Here is an 18906-nt window from a genome sequence, read left to right on the forward strand (position 1 = left end):
AGCGCGACCCTTCCGATCATCAACCCAAAAGCTCCGCGTAGAGCCCCGCCACCGTCTCGGCGACAGCGGCTTCCGTGTAGCCCCCTTCGAGGATCCGCGCTCGCGCCGCCGCGCCCATCCGGGCGACGAGCGCAGGGTCGGCGGCGAGCCGCGTCAGCGCGGCGGCGAGCGCGGCGGCGTCGCCCGGTGGCACGAGCAGGCCCTCGCGGCCGTCGCGCACGAGGTCGCGGCAGCCCGGCACGTCGCTGGTGAGGATCGCCCGACCGCAGGAGGCCGCTTCCAGCAGCGTGCGCGGCAGCCCCTCGCCGCCGCGGGAGGGCAGGGCCCCGACATGGTGGGCGGCGAAGATGTCGGCGACATCCTGTGTCGGGCCATGCCAGGTGATCCCGTCGCGCGACCATTCCCGCAGGGTCGCCTCGGGGATCGCCCGGCGGTTCGAGGGATCGGGCGCGCCGTAGAGCGAGAGTTCCACCGCGGCGCCCCCGGCGCGGGCCTGCCGCACCGCCTCGACCGCGACGTCGATGCCCTTCGACCACAGCATCCGCGCGACGATCGCCACCTTCAGCGGGGCCGGCGGCGGCAGCGGGCGCGGCGCGAAGGAATCGGGATCGACGCCGGCGCCGCCGACCAGGGTCACGGCGGTGTCGGACGGGTCGAGGCCGAGGGCGCGGGCGTCGTCCGGGTTCTCGAACAGGAAGCGGGTCTGCGGGCTCGCGAGCGGGCCGCGGATCAGCCCTTTCAGCGCCAGCCGCGACAGCCGCCCGGTCGCGTCCGCGCGAGCGCCGAGCAGGCCGAGACCGGTCAGCGCGAAGACGCGGCGCGGGATGCCGGCCATCGCCGCGGCCGTACCGCCGACGAGGATGCCGCGCAGCGCCACGCAGTGGACGATGTCGGCCTTCAACGCCTTCAGGATGCCCGCGAGCTGGCCCGCGGCGTAGCCCGCCGCCATCGGGTTGAGGCTGGAGCGCTCGGCTTCCAAGGGCACGACGCGGATGCCGGCGGCCTCGATCACGGCGCGGTGCGCACGCACCCGCGTCACCACCGCGACCGAGAGTCCCATCTGCCGGGCAGCGCGCGCCATCGGCAGGAAGTGCGAGGCGAAGAACCAGTCCTCGGTCACGACGAAGACGAGGCTTTTGCCGGCGTAAAAGGCTGTTGAGGCGGTCATCGTGCGTGGCCATAGCACGGGGCCCGCGCCGGAACAGCGCCGGCTTTCGCCCGGTTGATGCCCCACGGATCAGGGAGGGCGTGATGCTGTCGGAGGAGGTCGGAACCGGCGTGGTCGATCCCCGCGAGGCCGCGCGGGATGCGGGCCTGCGTTACGTGGACGATTCCAAGCCCGGCCTGCGGCGCAAGCGCAACGGCAAGGGCTTCCGCTACATCGACCCGAAGGGCGCCCCGGTCCGCGACGCGGAGGAGATCGCCCGGCTGAAAAGCCTCGCGATCCCGCCGGCCTACACCGAGGTGTGGATCTGCCCGCACCCGAACGGTCACATCCAGGCGACCGGGCGCGACGAGAAGGGGCGCAAGCAGTACCGCTACCATCCCCGCTTCCGCGAGGCGCGCGAGGCCTCGAAGTTCCACCGCATCATGGCCTTCGCCGAGGCGCTCCCAGGCATCCGCGCGCGGATCGACGCCGATATGGGCAAGCGCGGCCTGCCCCGCGAAAAGGTGCTCGCCACCGTGGTCCACCTCCTGGAGACCACGCTAATCCGCGTCGGCAACGACGATTACGCCCGCTCCAACAAGAGCTACGGCCTCACCACCCTGCGCGATCCGCATGTGAAGGTGGCCGGCTCCGAGATGCGCTTCCGCTTCAAGGGCAAGAGCGGCAAGGAATGGTCGGTCTCGGTGCGCGACCGCCGCGTGGCCAAGATCGTCAAGGCTTGCCAGGACCTGCCCGGCCAGGAGCTGTTCCAGTATCTCGACGAGGATGGCCAGCGGCGCGACGTCACCTCCTCGGACGTGAATGCCTACCTGCGTGAGATCACGGGCGAGGATTTCACCGCTAAGGATTTCCGCACCTGGGCCGGCACAGTGCTGGCGGCCCTGGCGCTGCGGGAGTTCGAGGCGTTCGACAACGCGGCTAAGGCCAAGAAGAACCTGCGCGCGGCAATCGAGTCGGTGTCGTCCCGGCTCGGCAACACGCCGACCATCTGCCGCAAGTGCTACATCCACCCGCAGATCCTCGACTGCTACCTCGAAGGCGGGATGCTGCTGCAGGTGAAGGAGGCGGTCGAGGGCGAACTCAAGAACGAACTCGATGTGCTGCGCCCGGAAGAGGCGGCGGTGCTGAGCCTGCTTCGGGCCCGTCTGGAACGGGCGACGAAGGCCGCGTCTAAGGGTACGACGAGCGAAAGCATGACGAAGATCGAGCCGCCGCGTCAGACCGGAGGCCGCAAGGCGAGGGCGACCGGCACGAAGCGCACGTCCGGGGGCAGACGGGCGGCGTGAGACGGTCCGCAGGCGCCGGTCAGGTGCCGCTCTGGACGATGGCGCCGTACCAGCCGAGCCCGCGATAGGTCTCGTAGCCCGGCGTTCTGTGAAAGGCGGTGACGGCTCCGGTCCGAGAATCGCGGACGATCCCGCTCTCCCGCCCGTTCAGCTCCACGGCGAGCGTCTCGGTGAGAACGCCCTTGCCGTCGGAGGCGGCGAGGACGCGGCGCTGTGCGTCTACGAGCACCACGCGGGTGCGTGCCCGGTCCTCCTGCGCGATCCGCACGCCCTCGACGATCGATTTCGCCTGGGCTTCCCAATCGAAGTGGATGGCGAGGACGCCGCAGGCCGAAGCGCCGTTCGTCTCGTAGATCCCGGCGGCATAGGTCGCGACCTGTGCGCCGCCGAGTTGCTCCTCGCGCCGGACCTCGCCGGGAACGTAGTCGTCGCTGCTCGATAAGCGGATCGCATCGCGGAACCAGGGCTCGCCCGCGACGCTGCGCCCGCGCAGGTTCGGGTAGCGCTGGGGCCGGCCGTTGGCGAGGACGGTCCCGTCGCGGCCGCACAGCCAGAGATCGAGATAGACCGTGTAGGCCGAGAGGATCACCCCGAGCCGCTTTGAGGCATAGTCGGCGGTCCCCGAACCGCCGTCCCGGTCCGGCCGCGCGGCGCAGGCGACTACCGCCGCGTCGGTCGCCCACCAGCGCACGTCGCAGGTTCGCTCGTAGAGGTTGCGGTCGATCAGCTCGATGGCGTTGAGGGAGAGATCGACCAGGCGCTCGCCTTCCGCCTTCGCCGTCATCGCATCGACGCCCTGCTGCAACTCGCCGATCCGCGCGGTCAGCCCGGTTTCCAGTTCCCGCGCCAGCGCCTCGATCTCGGCACCGATTCCGCGCACCTCCTGCGCCACTACCGAGAAGCCGCGCCCGTGCTCCCCGGCGCGGGCGGCCTCGATCAAGGCGTTGAGGGCCAGCATCTTCGCCTGGGCGGTGATCTGCCGGATGCGTCCGACCCGGTCCTGAGCGATGCGTCCGACTTCCCGTGTCAGGTCGGCGATGGTCTTCGGCTCGTGGTCCGGCTGTTGCCCGGCTTCGGCTTGGGACGAGAAAGGAACCAATGCTGGTGCCGGCATGGCGATAACCCGGTTTGCGTGCAGACCGTGTTATCGGCAACGGGATTAACATAGGTCTAAATCGAGACGCTTTGCGACGTTCAAGCCGCGACATCGGAGAGAAATCAGCGCGTTGCCGCGCCGGCTGACCTGTTTAAGGTTCGGGGTTGGCAATCGCCGATCCCGGCGCGGTCAATCCGCACAAGGGATGGGCGCGGAGAACCGGCATCGTCGAAGACCGGTTGATGGATGAATTGGCGCGGCTGGCCGTACGGCACGACAGCCGCGACCGCGCGAACCGCGGTGACGCCACGGTCAGGAAGGTGAAGCGATGGAACTCGACGCCCTGATGCTCTCGCGCATCCAGTTCGGCTTCACAATGGCCTTCCACATCATCTTCCCGGCCTTCACCATCGGTCTCGCCGCCTTCCTCGTCCGGCTCGAGGGGCAGTGGCTGTGGACGAGGAACCCGATGTACCGGGTGCTCTACCGCTTCTGGGTGAAGGCCTTCGCGGTCTCGTTCGGCCTCGGCGTCGTCTCAGGCATCGTGATGAGCTATCAGCTCGGCACGAACTGGTCGCGCTATTCCGACTTCACCGGCAACGTGCTGGGCCCGCTGATCCAGTACGAGGTCATCACCGCCTTCTTCCTGGAGGCGGGCTTCCTCGGGATCATGCTGTTCGGTTGGGACCGGGTCGGCGACCGGCTGCACTTCCTGGCGACCTGCATGGTCTCCCTCGGCACACTGATCTCCGCCTTCTGGATCCTCTCGGCCAATTCCTGGATGCAGACGCCGGCGGGCTTCACGATCGAGAACGGCCGGGCGGTGGCCACCGACTGGTTCGAGGTGATCTTCAACCCGAGCTTCCCGATCCGCTACGCGCACATGGTGCTCGGCTGCTTCCTCACTACCGCCTTCGCGGTCTCCGGCATGGCCGCGTGGATGATCCTGCGCGCCCGCAAGGAGCCGCCGGCGAAGGTCCAGGGGGCGCGGGTCTCGCTCTCCATGGCGCTGTGGTTCGCGCTGATCTTCACGCCGATCCAGATCTTCGTCGGCGACACCCACGGCCTGGGCGTGCTTAAGCACCAGCCGACCAAGCTCGCAGCGATCGAGGCGAACTGGGACACCCAGGCCAACATGCCGCTGCTGCTGTTCGCGATCCCGAATATGGAGGCCGAGCGCAACGACTTCGAGATTGGCATCCCGAGGCTCGGCTCGTTCATCCTCACCCACGACTTCTCCGGCGTGGTGCCGGGCCTCAAGGACGTGACGCCGGACAAGCGCCCGCCAGTCTGGCCGGTGTTCTATGCCTTCCGCGCCATGGTCGCGATCGGCATGGCCATGCTGCTCCTGAGCCTGTGGAGCCTGTATCTGCGTTGGAAGGGCACGCTGTTCACGAACCGCGTCTTCCTCACCTGCGCCATGCTGATGACGCCCTCAGGCTTCGGCGCGGTGATCTTCGGCTGGTTCACCGCCGAGATCGGGCGTCAGCCCTACATCGTCTACGGTCAGCTCAAGACGGCGGACGCCCATTCGCCGCTGACGGCCCAGGCGGTGACGACCTCGCTGATCGCCTTCATCGTCGCCTACGCGATCATCTTCGGCTTCGGCAGCTACTATCTCGCCAAGCTGCTGCGCAAAGGCCCCGAGCCGTTCGAGCCCTCGGTGCAGGGCGAGGATGTCGGCCGCAAGCCCAAGCGTCCCCTCTCGGCGCTGGACGAGAAGCTGGAGCCGCGCTCGATCTAGAGCTTAGTCTCGAAAGGCGCTTGCCGGCGCGTCGGAACCATGGCCCGGAAACGTCCGCCCGGTGCGAGCGGGTCGGATGTGGCTCCGGGCCTTCAGGCCCGGGCGGCGTGGGCGGTGTGGCGGGCGGGGCTGCGCGGCGCCTCGGTGTCGAGCACCGGGGCGAGACCGAGCTGGCGGGCGAGGGTGACGAGATCCTTGAGGCGGCCGGTCTGCGTCTTGCGGCGCAGGTTCAGCCGGTGGGTCTCGACCGTCCGGACGCTCAGCGAGAGCCGCCGGGCGACCTCCTTGTTGCTGAAGCCGGCACTGAGGAAGCGCAGAACCTCGGCCTCGCGCGGGGTGAGCCCGATGGCCGGATCCTCCGTGGGGGGCAGGCGGAGGCCGCTGCGGCCGACGGCGTGGGTGGGGCTCCCTTCGCGAGGGCGAGCACGCTGGCGCAGACCTCGTCCGCCGGGGTGCCGCAGCCGACGAAGGCGTCAGCCCCGGCAGCGATCAGCCGGTTCATCGCCGACGCGTCGAGGGTCCGGAACACCGCGAGCACCCGCAGCCAGGGCCGTCCTTCGCGCAAGGCCGCGATCCGCGCGCAGCCGGCTTCCGCTCCCGCTCCGTCCACCGGGACCAGCGCAACGGCCGGCACCGGACCGCCTCGAGCCAGATCATCCTCGCCGATGGTCCGCAGGGCTGGTGCGTGCTCCAATTCGGCGCGCATCCGTGCGTCGAGCCCCGACGGCTCGTCGACGATCAAAAGCTCGACAGCCCGGCTCGCCGTGTGGCTGGCGGTGTGATTGACGGCCTGGCTCATGCCGCTCCCCTCTCGTCCCGCCGCAGAACGGTGCGGCTTGTGCGGATGGAGAAGAACAAGAGTCGTTCCAGCGGTTTAGGGGCCTTTATTGCCCCGAAACGTTCCCTCGCGGAGCCGCCCGGCGGTCACCGTCCCGCTTCGGGACGGGATGGGGCCGAGCAATGCCCCGGCTGCGCGTGTTTCACGCGGTCCGGGACAGGATGAGGTCGGACATCGCCGAGACCACCCGATTGCGGCCCGTCGTCTTGGCCTCGTACAGGGCGATGTCGGCGCGCTTCAGAAGGCCCTCGACGGTCTCGCCTTCGGACCATTCGCTCACGCCGAAGCTGCAGGTGAGCCGCACCGGCCCCTTGGTCGAGCGGATGCGCAGGTCGGAGGTCTTGAGGCGCAGGCGGGAGGCGACCGCCTCGGCCTCCGTAAGGCGCTGACCGGCGAGCATCACCGCGAATTCCTCCCCGCCCAGGCGCCCGGCAATGCCCTCCGCCTCGATCATCCCCGCCACGGCCTTGATCGCCGCGTCGCCGACATCGTGTCCGTGCTCGTCGTTGATGCGCTTGAAATGGTCGATGTCGAGGATCACGGCGCAGAGATGCCCGAACGACCCTGCCATCTGGGCGGCCTCCCGTGTGCGCTGCAGGAAGGCGCGGCGGTTGAGCAGGCCGGTGAGCGAATCGGTCTCGGCGAGCCGGATCAGGTCGCTCTGGAGCGTGGTGAGGCGCTCGGCTGCCCGCATGCGCGCCTGCAATTCCTCGGCGCCCGGCGGCTTGTCGATGAAGTCGTCGGCGCCGCTGTCGAGAGCCTCGGCGAGGTTGCGGGCGTTGCGGGCCGAGGACATGGCGATGATCGAGAGCGGACGGCTCGACTCGGACAGCAGGCGGGCCGACCAGCACAGCTCCAATCCGCTCAACGGACGGACTTCGAGGCTCGTGATCAGGGCCCGGACCTTCGGATTGTCGGTGATGTAGGCCAGCGCCTCACCGGAATCCGTGAACTGCGTCACCACATGACCCCGCGGTTCGAGCATGCCGGCCACGATTCGCAGGACGACACGGCTCGAATCCACGATGACGATGTGCACGGCTCTACCCCCCGGTGATTGGCGTAGATTGTGCGCAAGACAGGTTAAGGGCCCGTCTAGAGTTCATACCGCATCAAGGGCGGAAGCTGCCTCTCGGGCGACGGCCCTACCGGGAACGGGCCGGGACCCGGACCGACACCACCTGGGCGCCGAATTCCCCCCCTCGGAACGGGGTGCCGGATCGGTCCAGATGCCCCTGGAATCCTTCGAGAGGACGCGGGCGCCTTGTCTGCGGGCTGCGGGGCGGAGACCGGCGGACGCGGGCCGTTCGATCACGGTCAGGGTCGGGCGCGCGACGGGTGTGTCGCGGATGCCGGCCGCCGTGGGAATGCCGTAGGTGCCGTAGCCCCAGGCCGGCGGCACGAGGCGGCTCGTGCTGGGCAGACGCGTGAACGGTGCGCCGAGATAGGCGCCCTTGATCACCGGACCGGCGAAGCGGTATCCGCCCCCGCCGTAGCCGTAGCCATGGCCGTAATAAGGGTCGGCCGCGGCGCCCGAGGCGGCGCCGAGTGTAAGCAGGGTGGCGAGACCGGCGGCGAGGGCAGGGCGCATGGGGCGGGGCTTCTCCGGTGGCGCATCGGCGAGACATGCGCGATTCATGAAACCAAATCGGCAGCGCCTATGCTCGTTCCGCTCCCCCTCGTCCCGCCAGCCGATGCAGAATGCTGAGACGGGCGCTCTGCCGGCCGATGGCGTCCGGGCCCGTCGTTCCGTGTTTAGCGGCAGATCGTGACGCGGCGGACGATCCAGCCCTCGCCCTCGATCCACAGGCGACGGCGCTGCTTGTTGCAGTTGGCGCTCTCCTCGTCGCTGTCCGAGGTCGTCGCGGCCGCCTGGGAGACCTGCGCGGCCTCGGCGACCTGGGTGGTGCTGCGGCCCGTGCCCGGTGCGGCGAGGCTCGGCGTCGCGGTCAGGCCGATCAGGGCGAGGCCGAGGACGGCCGCGGCGGTGGAGTGCGCGTTCATGATATCCTGCCCGCGCGCCGCTGCGGGCGCGCTTTAACGGTTCGGTCGGGGCGGCCGGTGTCCCGCCGTGCAGGCGCCGCCGCATATTGAATCAACAATCCCCAACGTGGCCATTGGGTTTCGCGCGACCTTCCGGAAAACGGCAAAAATTTGTCTGCGTCTCTCTGCGTTGTCGGCGGTGTTGCCTGCGGCGACGGAGCGCGATCCCGTGTGCCCGCTGCGATGCTTGCGAGAATGGTGCAAAGGGTTGTACTGGCACGCGAAGCGAAACATCGGGCTTCGTCGTCCGAAACTGGACCGCTCTTCTTGTTAGGAACGTTTCCAAACTGCGTTTTGCATCAAAACAACATTGTATCGTGACAAGTATTCGCGGTGCCGCAAGGAGCGGCATCGCCGTTGAGGCAGACAATTCGCCGGGACGCGGGTTCCGCCGATCGAAACGGGAGCAATCGGATGATGGACGGATCGACGTTCCTGCAGGCTTTCATCATCCTGTTCCGTGAGGGACTGGAAGCTCTGCTGGTGATCGCAGCGCTCGCTGCCTTCCTTCGCCGTGCGGATGCGGCGGAGCGGATCGCGCCGGTCTATATCGGGGCGCTCGCCGCCGTCGTCGCCAGCGTCGTCATGGCGTGGGTGTTCGCGACCTTCTACGACGGCAATCACAGCGACCTGTTCGAAGCCGGCGTGATGCTCGCGGCCGCGGTGCTGCTGTTCTACATGAGCGGCTGGATGTTCCTCCGCCAGGACCCGAAGGCGTGGCAGGCGGACCTCAACCGGCTTGCCGAGCGGGCACTCGGCGCGGGCACCATGCTGTCGCTCGCCGGCATCGCCTTCCTGGCGGTGTTCCGCGAGGGCGCCGAGACGATCCTGTTCGTCCACACCCTGGCCAAGACTGCCAACGGCTTCGATGCCGCGTTGCTGGGCGGGCTCGCGGCCGCGACCCTGGCGCTGGTGGCGATGTTCGTGGCGATGCAGTGGCTGGCGCTGCGCCTGCCGCTGCGCCCGATGTTCGTGGTGACCTCGGCCTTCCTGTTCTTCATGGGCCTGCGGATGGTCGGCCAAGCGTTCCAGGAGTTGCAGGAGCAGTCGCTGATCCCCTTCACCACGGACGGCGTGCCCGCCTTCGTCTCGGAATGGGGCCTGAGCAACGGCAGCTGGGAGGCGCTCGGCACCCAGCTCGCGATCCTGGCCGTGGCCGCGGCGGCGGCCCTCGTCAGCCTTCGGCGCAAGGCAGGCGGTGCCACCGAGGCGCGCGAGGGGCGGGCGGTCTCGGCCGCGTCCTGATTTTGGCGATGGGGCTCCCCGCTCGGGGAGCCCTTTTGCTTTCACGCCGCCGTTATCGGCGGCGTTTTCGTTTCAGGGCGAAGACGCTCTGACCCTCACACCTTCAGCCGGGACTTAATCCGGTAGGTCAGTCCGTCGCGCACGTCGCGGTAGCCGTCGAGGCGCTGCTCGCGCGTGCCCTCCTGCACCAGCGTCGGGTCCGGCGTCGGCCAGTACTCGACATCCGCCGCAAGCGTGTGGGTCAGTTCCAGCGCCCGGTGATGCGCCTCCGGCGAGAGGGTGATGATCAGGTCGAAGTTCAGCCCCTCCCAATCCTCCAACTGCTCGATGGTGCGCGGCTTGTGGCGGGAGGCGTCGATGCCGATCTCGTCCAGGGCCGCGACCATGAACGGATCGCTCGGCTCGCCCGAGCGCACGCCGGCGGACTGCACGTAGGTGGATTTGCCGAAATAATGGCGCGCGATCGCCTCCGCCGCCAGCGAGCGCACCGCGTTGAAGTTGCACATGAACAGGACGGACTGAACCCGCCGCTTCTTGGGCCCGGTCCCGGGGATGGCGTCGTCCGTCATGCCCCGCCCGGGTGCTTCCCACGAAATCCCCGCCGCACCGTCATGCCTGCGGACGAGCAGTCAACGACCGGAAATCCTGTGGAGCACTCCGAGAGCATCGCCGCGAACGGGCGCCGGCTTGTCGGAAAAGACGATGCAAACACCGTGACCCCTCGCGAAACGCCCACGCCGTCTTGCGCCGATGCACCACGGATCGGGCGTTTCATGAGGTGCTCGCGCACACGCTGATATAGATCCGCTCCGGAATTCCCCAAAGCGTAGCATTCTGCCGAGTGCTCCACCTTCAGGCAGGATAAAGCCGCGATCGTCAGCCCTTCCAGTGAAGGGCGAAGATCAGGGTGAACAGGCGCCGCGCCGTGTCATGGTCGAGATCGACCTTGCCCTCGAGGCGCTGCCGCAGCAGCTCGGACGCTTCGTTGTGCAGGCCGCGCCGCCCCATATCGATCGCCTCGATCTGCGTCGGCGAGGCGGTGCGGATCGCGCTGTAATAGCTCTCGCAGATCATCTCGTAGTCGCGGATGACCCGGCGGAACGGCGTGAGCGAGAGCAGGTGGGTCATCACCGGCTCGCCCGCCTCGGTCGCGATCGCGAAGGACAGCTTGTTCTCGACAAGGCCGAGGACCAGCCCGTACGGGCCCTCGTCGCGCTCGGGGATCGTGAAGGAATTCTCCTCCAGGATGTCGTAGATCGCGATGGCGCGCTCGTGCTCCTGGTCGGGGTTGCCCCGGCCGATCGAGCCCTCGTCGAAACGCACCGCCGCGAGCCGGTTTCGCGGCTTTGCCGGTGCCTCGCCCTGCGCGTCTTGCGCCCCCTGCTTCGGTTCGGCCTTCATCGCCGGCGCCTTCTCGCGTCGGCACCCGAATCCGGGCGCCTTGTTTCCGTCACATGAGCCGCAAGCCGGGCCCGCACGCAAGCGCTCCGGGCGATCGTTCCGAAACGTGATCCCGGCCGATCGGAGGCCCTAGAGGTTGAGCCGGATCGACACGGAGCGGGCATGCCCGTCGAGACCCTCGGATTCGCCGAGAGCGATCGCGGCAGGCCCGAGCGCCCGCAAGGCGGCCGGATCGCAGCGCAGGATCGAGGTGCGCTTCATGAAGTCGAGCACCCCGAGCCCCGAGGAGAACCGCGCCGAGCGGGCGGTCGGCAGGACGTGGTTCGGGCCGCCGACATAATCGCCGATGGCTTCGGGCGTGTGCGCGCCGAGGAAGATCGCCCCCGCGTTCCGGATTTTCAGCGACAACGCGTCGGCGTCCTCGGTCTCGATCTCGAGATGTTCGGGCGCGATGGCGTCCACGAGCGGCACCGCCTCGTCGAAATTTTGGACGCGGATGATCGCGCCGTAATCGCGCCAACTGGCGCGGGCGATCTCGGCCCGCTTCAGGGTCGCGAGCGCGCGCTCGACCGCGGCCTCGGTCGCGTCGGCCAACTCGTCCGAGTCAGTGACGAGCACGGCCTGCGCCGCGGTGTCGTGCTCGGCCTGGGCCAGCAAGTCGGCGGCGATCCAGTCGGGGTTGGCGTGGCGGTCGGCCAGGATCAGCACTTCGGAGGGGCCGGCGATCATGTCGATGCCGACCTGTCCGAACACCCGGCGCTTGGCCGCCGCGACCCAGGCATTGCCGGGGCCGACGATCTTGGCCACCGGCGCGATGGTTTCCGTGCCGTAGGCGAGCGCGGCCACTGCCTGCGCGCCGCCGACCCGGTAGATTTCGGTGACGCCGGAGAGCTTGGCCGCGGCGAGCACCAGCGGGTTGAGCTGGCCCTCGGGGGTCGGCACCACCATGACGATGCGCGGCACGCCCGCGACGCGGGCCGGCACCGCGTTCATCAGCACCGAGGAGGGATAGCTCGCGGTGCCGCCGGGCACGTAGAGCCCGACCGATTCGATCGCGGTCCAGCGCCAACCGGCGGTGACGCCGAGATCGTCCGTGGACAGGTGATCCTCGGGGATCTGGCGGCGGTGATAGGCCTCGATCCGCTCGGCCGCGAGAGCCAGGGCGGCGCGAGCCTCGGCCGGGCAGGCGTCCACCGCCGCTTCCACCTCTTCGGCGGTGATGCGCAGGGAGGCCGGCGCAAAATCCTGGCCGAGCCGGTCGAAGCGGCAGGTGTAATCGACGAGCGCCGCGTCGCCGCCGGAGACGACCCCCGCGATGATGCCGCGCACGGTCTCGTCCACATCCTCGGAGATCTCGCGCTTGAGGCCGAGCAGGCGCTTGAACGCCTCCGCGAAATCGGGAGAGCGGCTGTCGAGACGGATCATCGGGCGATATCGGCGGTTCGGGGGAGGGGGATCACGGGCGGTTCTCGACGAGGTTGCGCACGGCCTCGTGGTCGGGGCGGCCATCGGCTTCCCAGACGGGGCCGAGATCCTTCAGGCGCACCTCGATGCATTCGAGTTCGAGCCGGATCGCGGCTCCGCCCGAAAAGACCAGGGTGGCGACGCCGGAAGGCGCCTCGGTTTCCTCGAAGGTGATCGCCAGAAGGCTCAAGGGATCGCCGGAGGTCGCCCCCGGCGTGATGCCCTTGGTCTTCACGGAGAGCACGCGCTCGAAATGCAGGCCCGAGAGGCGTCGCCGGGGCGGCTGACCCGGCGGCACCGACCAATCGAAGCGACGCGCCGCCAGGGCGAAGCGGTGCTCGCCCGGCAGCCACGCGAGATCCTCCGCCCGCAGGATCGCGTCCTGAAGGTGGGCGGAGATGACGGCGAGATCCTCGGCATCGAGGGCGGCGAGCTTGAGAAGCTCCATCATTACGCTCCGAGCTCTCCGACCGAACACGCGGCGAGCGGATTTCGAGGCGTAGGTAGCGACGCGACCCGCCTGCGGCAACCGGTAGCCGGATGGGTCGGAGCGCGTTTCAGCGACCGGGAGGCCGGTTCGGCATCGGAAAGACCGCCCCGCACAGGAGCGTGCGCCATGCCCGGCGCGTCATGTCCGAGCCGCGATCACAGGCTGCGGTTCTTTTGGGCTCATCGTGCGTTCATGAGCGCATGGCTAAGGTCAGCGTGACTTTTCCAAGTCATCCGGAGGGGATGCGGACGATGCAAAACGGAGTTCTGGCCATAGGGCGCACCTTGGGGGTCGTCTTGGCCCTCGGGTTCGTGGCGAGCCCGGCGAGCGCCCAGTCTTATCGCGATGGCTATGACAGTCCGCGCCGCTACGACGACGGCTACAGCCGCCGCTCCCGCGATGACGACGACGGTTATGGTCGGCGCCGCTACGGCGATGATGGTGGCCGGCGCCGCCGCTTCGAGGATGAGGATGATGGTCCGCGCTTCCGGGGGCCGCCCCGCGGCGGACGTGGCGGCAGCGTCTGCATCACCGCCCGCGGCAGCTGCGCGACGGGCTTCGCCCCGCCGAACGCACCCTGCGCCTGCGATATTCCCGGCTTCGGCGTGAAGCGCGGCGCCGTCGCCCGCTGACCCCTCGGATCGTCTTAAAACAGTCTCGGCCTGCACCGCGCGGTGCAGGCCGTTTTCATGTGGGACCGAGTGGTAAGATCGGCGCCGGGCGCCGTCAGGCCCGCACGCGCTCGATCTGCGCGCCGCAGCGGGCGAGCTTGGCCTCCAGGGCCTCGAAGCCGCGGTCGAGGTGGTAGACGCGGTTGATCTGCGTCTCGCCTTCCGCGGCGAGCGCGCCGATCACCAGCGAGACCGAGGCGCGCAGGTCGGTGGCCATGACGGGCGCGCCCTTCAGGCGCTCGACGCCCTCGACCACGGCCAGATCGCCGTCGAGGCGGATCCGCGCGCCGAGGCGAGCCAGCTCCTGCACGTGCATGAAGCGGTTCTCGAAGATCGTCTCGCGAATGCGCGACTGGCCCTTGGCCAGCGTCATCAGCGCCATGAACTGCGCCTGGAGATCGGTCGGGAAGCCGGGGAACGGATCGGTTGTCACGTCGGCCGGGCTGATGCCGCCGCCGTTGCGGCGCACGCGGATGCCGTCGGGCAGGGCCGTGACCTCGGTGCCGGTGGAGGCCAGCGTCTCGAGGGCCGAGGCGAGCAGGTCGGTCCGGGTGTTGACCAGGGAGACGTCGCCCCCGGTCATTGCCACCGCCATGGCGTAGGTGCCGGTCTCGATCCGGTCCGGCAGAACCTCGTGCCGGGTGCCGCCGAGGCGTGCCACGCCCTCCACGACGATGCGGGAGGTGCCGGCGCCTTCAATGCGCGCGCCCATCTTGATCAGGCATTCGGCGAGATCGACGACTTCCGGCTCGCGGGCGGCGTTGTCGAGCACCGTCGTGCCGTAGGCGAGTGCGGCCGCCATCAGGGCGACATGGGTGCCGCCGACCGTGACCTTGGGGAAATCGATCTCGGTGCCGCGGAGCCCGTTCTTCGTCTTCGCAACCACGTAGCCGCCGTCGATCTCGATCTCGGCGCCGAGCTTTTCCAGCGCCATGAGCAGCAGGTCGACCGGCCGGGTGCCGATGGCGCAGCCACCGGGCAGCGAGACCTTGGCCTCGCCGAAGCGGGCCAGAAGCGGCGCGATCACCCAAAAGCTCGCCCGCATGGTCGAGACGAGTTCGTAGGGCGCGGTGGTGTCGATGACGTTCGAGGCGGTGAGCCGGACGGTCTGGCCGGTCTCCGCAGTCTGCCCCGGCCGCTTGCCGACGACCATGTGATCGACGCCGTGATTGCCGAGGATGCGCGTCAGCGCCGCGATGTCGGCGAGCCGCGGCACGTTGATGAGTTCCAGCGTCTCCCCAGTGAGAAGGCTCGCGATCATCAGCGGCAGCGCCGCGTTCTTGGCGCCCGAAATCGGGATCGTGCCGTTGAGCGGCGTGCCGCCGGTGATGTGGATGCGGTCCATCGGAATCCTCGGAGTACCCCCGTTCCGATCGCGGAGGTCGCCTTGCGTGCCGGGCGCGAGCGCCCCTTGTTCAGGGTGGAGGTATAGGCGGTATCCGGCAAAAAGAAGAAGCGTGGCCGTTCGGTTCCATCCCGCGCCCGAAGCATCGCTCCAATAACGTGGCGCAGGGGAGGCAAGTCGGGCGACGGGAGCTAGCTCTTCTCGGCCGGTTCGGCCGGCTGCGCCTTCGCGGGCTCGGGTGCGTCGTCGGCCCGGCTCCGGGCTTGCGCCTTGCGGCGGCGCAGGTTGTCGCGCAGGGCCGCTTTGAGGCGGGCGGCGCGCTCCTCGTCCTTGGTCGCCATCTCGCGTTCCGAAACGATTTCACCCGGCGGAGCGCCCATCGCCGCCGATGCGTGCGCTTGGCCATGTCGGGAAAGGCCGTATCCCGATTTTGTCCCCTTCGCCAGCGCATCGGCCGCCAAGTATGGGCCTCGCTTCGCGCCGCGACCCATCGTCACCCAAGGCGGGGTTCACGAGCGAATCAGCAAGCGTCGGTTCTCGCGAGCGTTGCATGACGTCGCGCTAGGACGGCATCTGAGAGCGAGCATTCGATGATCGAGCCCGGATCCGGGCAAGATCGCAGGGCCCTTCGCGCCTGTGCAAAGCAGGAATGTCTCGAACTCACCTTGAACCAGTTCGAAATTACCTCCTATCTTGCGGTCACGGCGGCACCGGCGAGGGACTCGTCCCGGACGGAATGCGAAAAGCCGCCGGTCGGACGATGACGCGCGGCGAAGGCCGTGCCGCTCCCTGGGGGCTGAACCCCGGGAGATCACCGCCCCGGCCGCGAACGGTTCGGCCACGCTCTCCGGGGTAGGGTCCGGGCCCGAATTCTTTAAACCGAGGCGTCCCGAGAAGAACGCCCGGCCAGCCGAAAGCGTCGAGGACGGATGCCCGTGAACCTGATGCCTGTGAACGCGGCCGACAGCGCCAGCCTGACCGACGAGTCGATCGTCGGCGGCGATGGCGGCGTGGACGATTCCGGTGCTAGCAATGGCCGGGCCAAATTCGAGCGGCCGCCGGTGCGCCCCGCCGGTCCGCGTACGGATTACGACGGCCATTTCCGCGCCGCCCTCGACCGGCTGCACAGTGAGCGCCGCTACCGCGTCTTCGCCGATATCGAGCGGATCTCCGGCCGCTTTCCGCAGGCCACGTGGCGGCGCCCCGAGGGCGGCAACCGCGAGATCACCGTATGGTGCTCCAACGACTATCTCGGCATGGGCCAGCACCCCGAGGTCGTCGCAGCCCTGACCGACACGGCCGCCCGCTGCGGCGTCGGCGCCGGCGGCACCCGCAACATCGCCGGCAACAACTCGCCGCTGGTCGATCTGGAGCGCGAACTCGCCGACCTGCACGGCAAGGAGGCGGGCCTCGTCTTCACCTCGGGCTATGTCTCGAATCAGGCCGGCATCTCGACCATCGCGAAGCTGCTGCCGAACTGCCTGATCCTGTCGGACGCCTTCAACCACAATTCGATGATCGAGGGCGTGCGCCATTCCGGCTGCGAGAAGCGCGTCTTCCGCCACAACGACCTCGAACATCTCGAGCAACTGCTCGCCGAGGCCGGCGACCGGCCCAAGCTGATCGCCTTCGAGTCGGTCTACTCGATGGATGGCGACGTGGCGCCGATCGCCGCGATCTGCGACCTCGCCGACGCCTATGGCGCCATGACCTATCTCGACGAGGTCCATGCGGTCGGCCTCTACGGCGAGCGTGGCGCCGGCATCGCCGAGCGCGATCGTGTGATGCACCGGGTCGATGTGATCGAGGGGACGCTCGCCAAGGGCTTCGGCTGCGTCGGCGGCTACATCACCGGCACGGCGACCCTGTGCGACGCGGTTCGCAGCCACGCGGCCGGCTTCATCTTCACCACGGCCCTGCCGCCGGCCGTCGCCGCGGCGGCGCGCGCCTCGGTGCGCTACCTCAAGCGCTCGAAGACCGAGCGCGAGGCGCATCAGCGCCAGGCCGCCCGCACCAAGGCGGCTTTGGAGGCCGCCGGCCTGCCGGTGCTGCACACCGAGACCCACATCGTGCCGCTGATGGTGGGCGACGCCGAGCTGTGCAAGGCGGCAGCCGACCACCTGCTGGAGCACCACGATATCTACATCCAGCCGATCAACTACCCCACCGTCCCGCGCGGCACCGAGCGCCTGCGGATCACGCCCTCGCCCTTCCATGACGACGAGCGGATCGGTGCGCTGACGGCCGCGCTGGTGGAAACCTGGGATACGCTGGATCTGCCGCGGGCCGGGACGGTGTTCGCCGCAGCCGCGGAGTAGCCTTTTCGCGAAGGCCGCGGCATCGGCTACACTGTCCGCACGGCGCTGGCCTTCGACCGCACCCGCCTCCTCCAGGCTCTCGAACAGCTCGGCACGGATCTGTCCGCGCGGGGGCTGTTCGTCGAACTCGCCGTCTACGGAGGCGGGGCGGCGCTGCAAGACCTGTACGTCTCCGTCTACGACGAGGCGCCACCGGATGAGGCGAGCCTGCACTTCCGGCCGGTGCTTCAGGATCGCCCACGATGAGGCCCGCCTCCCTGTGCGAGGTGGTCGAGCGGGCGCGCGGAGGCGATTGGGATCACCACCTCCAGAACTTCCTCGACGCCTTCTACGCGCTCGACGGCGACATCACCGCCCAGGGGGCGATGATCGCTGAGGATCCGGGCTTTCTGGGAGACGCGCGGCCCGATGCCTTCCTCGGCGGGGTCGGCGAGCATCTCGCCCGTCGCTGGCGGCTGCGGTTCATCCCGGCTTGGGTGCGGCACGAGGCGCGCTACCTCGACACGGCGATGTTCGTGCCCGACGAGCGCAACCTGCGCACTTACCTGCTCTGCGTCAGCCCGGTCTCGTTCCGGCCGTGGCTGATCTTCACCGGGCCGGACCCGCTCCAGCGCGCCCGCTTCCCCTATCACCGCGGCGTGGTGCGGATGCCCCTGACCTTTCCGCAGGGGCCCGCGGCTGCGGCCTTGTTCGAGCCGGAGCGATGAGGGGGCTCAGCGCCGCTTGACCTCGTTCGACCAGCCATGCGCCGCGGCGGCCTTCTCGACCTTCTCCTTGAGTTGCGGCAGCAGCGTGCCCATCCATTGCTGCATGCCCGTCAGCATCGCCTGGCTCAGTTGCGGCTGCGCCTTCACGAGGTTCTTGCCCGCCGGCGTGGCGTAGAAGCCGGCGACCGCCTTCAGATCTTCCTTCGAGAGGACGGAGGCGAAGCTGAGGGCCTGGATCGCGAGCAGGTCGTCGTAATTCTCCGAGAGCGTGGGCATGACGACCTCGTCCACCATCACCTGGGCCTTCTTCGGGTCCGTAAGACCCATCTGCTGCATCACCCCGGCCATCGGCGCCTTCATCGCCGCGAGCACCGCGGCCCGGTCCCCCTGCGCCGCGGCGACGACCTCGCGGGCAGCGGCCAAGCGCTCGGGATCGGCGGTGACGACCGGGGCGGCCGGTTGGGCGGGCGCCTGCGCCGAGGCGGGAACGGTGCCCGCGACGAGGGCCGGCGCGCAGAGCAGGCCGAGGCCGAGCAGTCCGGAGAGCATTTCCTGGCGCATGGTCGGTGTGACTCCGGTCGTGAACATGGGGTCGGGCTGTTTGCCCGAATGGGATGACACGCTGGTAACGGTGATCCTGCGAACACCCGCTGCCAACTCGCGGAACGGTAGTCGGTTCGGAGCTATGCTCGCAACGCGCTTGTCGGCCTGCCCAAGGCACCGCTATGGCCGCGCTCACGGTGGCGTGACCGCCAGGAGCCAGACGATGCCGGATACGGACGACACCTACATCTACGACGAAGCGCTCGGTGAATGGCGCCCCGCTGGCGCGGCGGCGGCCGAGACCCCGGCTGCGCGGGCGCCTGTCCGTGACGCCGCGGGCAACATCCTGGCCGACGGCGATGCGGTCACCCTGATCAAGGATCTCAAGGTCAAGGGCGCGAACCAGACCCTGAAACAGGGCACTGTCATCCGGTCGATCCGCCTCACGGACGATCCGGAGGAGATCGATTGCCGCCACGACAGCATCAAGGGCCTCGTCCTGCGCACGGAATTCGTGCGCAAGCGCTGATCGTGCGTAGCGAGGGGC

Annotated in this window: 20 protein-coding genes and 1 pseudogene; 8 read left to right on the forward strand and 13 right to left on the reverse strand. The window is 69.0% G+C overall.

Annotated features, from left to right (window positions below; translation table 11 throughout):
- Positions 1 to 19: 19 nt before the first annotated feature.
- Positions 20 to 1168: a glycosyltransferase gene (locus MSPGM_RS09980; RefSeq protein WP_209688603.1), complete on the reverse strand. Its 1149-nt coding sequence runs from the start codon at positions 1166 to 1168 to the stop codon at positions 20 to 22.
- A gap of 83 nt (positions 1169 to 1251) precedes the next feature.
- Here MSPGM_RS09980 and MSPGM_RS09985 point away from each other — a divergent pair, with 83 nt between their 5' ends.
- Positions 1252 to 2454: a DNA topoisomerase IB gene (locus MSPGM_RS09985; RefSeq protein WP_003601980.1), complete on the forward strand. Its 1203-nt coding sequence runs from the start codon at positions 1252 to 1254 to the stop codon at positions 2452 to 2454.
- A gap of 19 nt (positions 2455 to 2473) precedes the next feature.
- Here the strand turns inward: MSPGM_RS09985 and MSPGM_RS09990 are convergent, their stop codons facing one another.
- The gene (locus tag MSPGM_RS09990) at positions 2474 to 3568 is read right to left on the reverse strand and encodes a methyl-accepting chemotaxis protein (protein WP_003601978.1); all 1095 of its coding nucleotides are present in this window, start codon (positions 3566 to 3568) and stop codon (positions 2474 to 2476) included.
- Between the two features lie 146 nt (positions 3569 to 3714).
- Between MSPGM_RS09990 and MSPGM_RS09995 the strand changes: the two genes are divergently transcribed.
- Positions 3715 to 3897 (forward strand): hypothetical protein, encoded by a 183-nt coding sequence (locus MSPGM_RS09995; protein ID WP_012752714.1) that lies wholly within the window; start codon positions 3715 to 3717, stop codon positions 3895 to 3897.
- Positions 3879 to 5294 carry a cytochrome ubiquinol oxidase subunit I gene (locus MSPGM_RS10000; RefSeq protein ID WP_003601976.1) on the forward strand — a complete coding sequence of 472 codons (1416 nt, stop codon included), beginning with the start codon at positions 3879 to 3881 and terminating at the stop codon, positions 5292 to 5294. Before MSPGM_RS09995 ends, MSPGM_RS10000 begins: the two co-directional genes overlap by 19 nt.
- Before the next feature lie 92 nt (positions 5295 to 5386).
- On the opposite strand, the pseudogene MSPGM_RS10010 reads toward MSPGM_RS10000, so the two are convergent.
- The 4 genes and pseudogenes from MSPGM_RS10010 to MSPGM_RS10025 form a co-directional block, all read right to left on the reverse strand.
- Positions 5387 to 6093 (reverse strand): annotated as a pseudogene (locus tag MSPGM_RS10010) (response regulator transcription factor).
- A gap of 181 nt (positions 6094 to 6274) precedes the next feature.
- Positions 6275 to 7171 carry a diguanylate cyclase gene (locus MSPGM_RS10015; protein WP_003601972.1) on the reverse strand — a complete coding sequence of 299 codons (897 nt, stop codon included), beginning with the start codon at positions 7169 to 7171 and terminating at the stop codon, positions 6275 to 6277.
- 63 nt (positions 7172 to 7234) lie between these two features.
- Positions 7235 to 7723, reverse strand: coding sequence for a hypothetical protein (locus tag MSPGM_RS10020; RefSeq protein WP_261926360.1), 489 nt, complete (start codon positions 7721 to 7723; stop codon positions 7235 to 7237).
- Positions 7724 to 7887: 164 nt separating this feature from the next.
- A complete protein-coding gene (locus MSPGM_RS10025) occupies positions 7888 to 8136 on the reverse strand; it encodes a hypothetical protein (RefSeq protein ID WP_003601969.1) in 249 nt (82 codons plus the stop codon).
- Positions 8137 to 8589: 453 nt separating this feature from the next.
- Between MSPGM_RS10025 and MSPGM_RS10030 the strand changes: the two genes are divergently transcribed.
- Positions 8590 to 9420, forward strand: coding sequence for an FTR1 family protein (locus MSPGM_RS10030; RefSeq protein ID WP_003601968.1), 831 nt, complete (start codon positions 8590 to 8592; stop codon positions 9418 to 9420).
- 95 nt (positions 9421 to 9515) lie between these two features.
- Here MSPGM_RS10030 and MSPGM_RS10035 read toward each other — a convergent pair whose 3' ends face one another.
- From MSPGM_RS10035 to MSPGM_RS10050, 4 genes are all read right to left on the reverse strand, one after another.
- Positions 9516 to 9989 (reverse strand): low molecular weight phosphatase family protein, encoded by a 474-nt coding sequence (locus MSPGM_RS10035; RefSeq protein ID WP_003601967.1) that lies wholly within the window; start codon positions 9987 to 9989, stop codon positions 9516 to 9518.
- A 307-nt stretch (positions 9990 to 10296) separates the two neighbouring features.
- Positions 10297 to 10821 carry a UPF0262 family protein gene (locus MSPGM_RS10040; protein ID WP_003601966.1) on the reverse strand — a complete coding sequence of 175 codons (525 nt, stop codon included), beginning with the start codon at positions 10819 to 10821 and terminating at the stop codon, positions 10297 to 10299.
- A gap of 129 nt (positions 10822 to 10950) precedes the next feature.
- Complete coding sequence (hisD, locus tag MSPGM_RS10045; protein ID WP_003601965.1) at positions 10951 to 12246, reverse strand: histidinol dehydrogenase; 1296 nt, start codon at positions 12244 to 12246, stop codon at positions 10951 to 10953.
- 31 nt (positions 12247 to 12277) lie between these two features.
- Complete coding sequence (locus MSPGM_RS10050) at positions 12278 to 12733, reverse strand: DUF2948 family protein (protein ID WP_003601964.1); 456 nt, start codon at positions 12731 to 12733, stop codon at positions 12278 to 12280.
- A 293-nt stretch (positions 12734 to 13026) separates the two neighbouring features.
- Between MSPGM_RS10050 and MSPGM_RS10055 the strand changes: the two genes are divergently transcribed.
- A complete protein-coding gene (locus tag MSPGM_RS10055; RefSeq protein ID WP_003601963.1) occupies positions 13027 to 13407 on the forward strand; it encodes a hypothetical protein in 381 nt (126 codons plus the stop codon).
- Between the two features lie 94 nt (positions 13408 to 13501).
- Here the strand turns inward: MSPGM_RS10055 and murA are convergent, their stop codons facing one another.
- The gene (gene murA, locus MSPGM_RS10060; protein ID WP_003601962.1) at positions 13502 to 14791 is read right to left on the reverse strand and encodes a UDP-N-acetylglucosamine 1-carboxyvinyltransferase; all 1290 of its coding nucleotides are present in this window, start codon (positions 14789 to 14791) and stop codon (positions 13502 to 13504) included.
- 191 nt (positions 14792 to 14982) lie between these two features.
- Positions 14983 to 15132: a hypothetical protein gene (locus MSPGM_RS10065; protein WP_003601961.1), complete on the reverse strand. Its 150-nt coding sequence runs from the start codon at positions 15130 to 15132 to the stop codon at positions 14983 to 14985.
- 588 nt (positions 15133 to 15720) lie between these two features.
- Here MSPGM_RS10065 and hemA point away from each other — a divergent pair.
- Positions 15721 to 17109, forward strand: coding sequence for a 5-aminolevulinate synthase (gene hemA, locus MSPGM_RS10070; RefSeq protein ID WP_003601960.1), 1389 nt, complete (start codon positions 15721 to 15723; stop codon positions 17107 to 17109).
- A gap of 242 nt (positions 17110 to 17351) precedes the next feature.
- Positions 17352 to 17816 carry a hypothetical protein gene (locus tag MSPGM_RS10075; protein WP_003601959.1) on the forward strand — a complete coding sequence of 155 codons (465 nt, stop codon included), beginning with the start codon at positions 17352 to 17354 and terminating at the stop codon, positions 17814 to 17816.
- 6 nt (positions 17817 to 17822) lie between these two features.
- Here the strand turns inward: MSPGM_RS10075 and MSPGM_RS10080 are convergent, their stop codons facing one another.
- A complete protein-coding gene (locus MSPGM_RS10080; RefSeq protein WP_012752718.1) occupies positions 17823 to 18377 on the reverse strand; it encodes a DUF2059 domain-containing protein in 555 nt (184 codons plus the stop codon).
- A gap of 205 nt (positions 18378 to 18582) precedes the next feature.
- On the opposite strand from MSPGM_RS10080, the gene MSPGM_RS10085 reads away from it, so the two are divergent.
- Positions 18583 to 18888, forward strand: coding sequence for an alkylphosphonate utilization protein (locus MSPGM_RS10085; RefSeq protein WP_003606133.1), 306 nt, complete (start codon positions 18583 to 18585; stop codon positions 18886 to 18888).
- Positions 18889 to 18906: the final 18 nt, after the last annotated feature.

The organism is Methylorubrum sp. GM97, assembly GCF_024347855.1.
Classification (GTDB): Bacteria; Pseudomonadota; Alphaproteobacteria; order Rhizobiales; family Beijerinckiaceae; genus Methylobacterium; species Methylobacterium extorquens.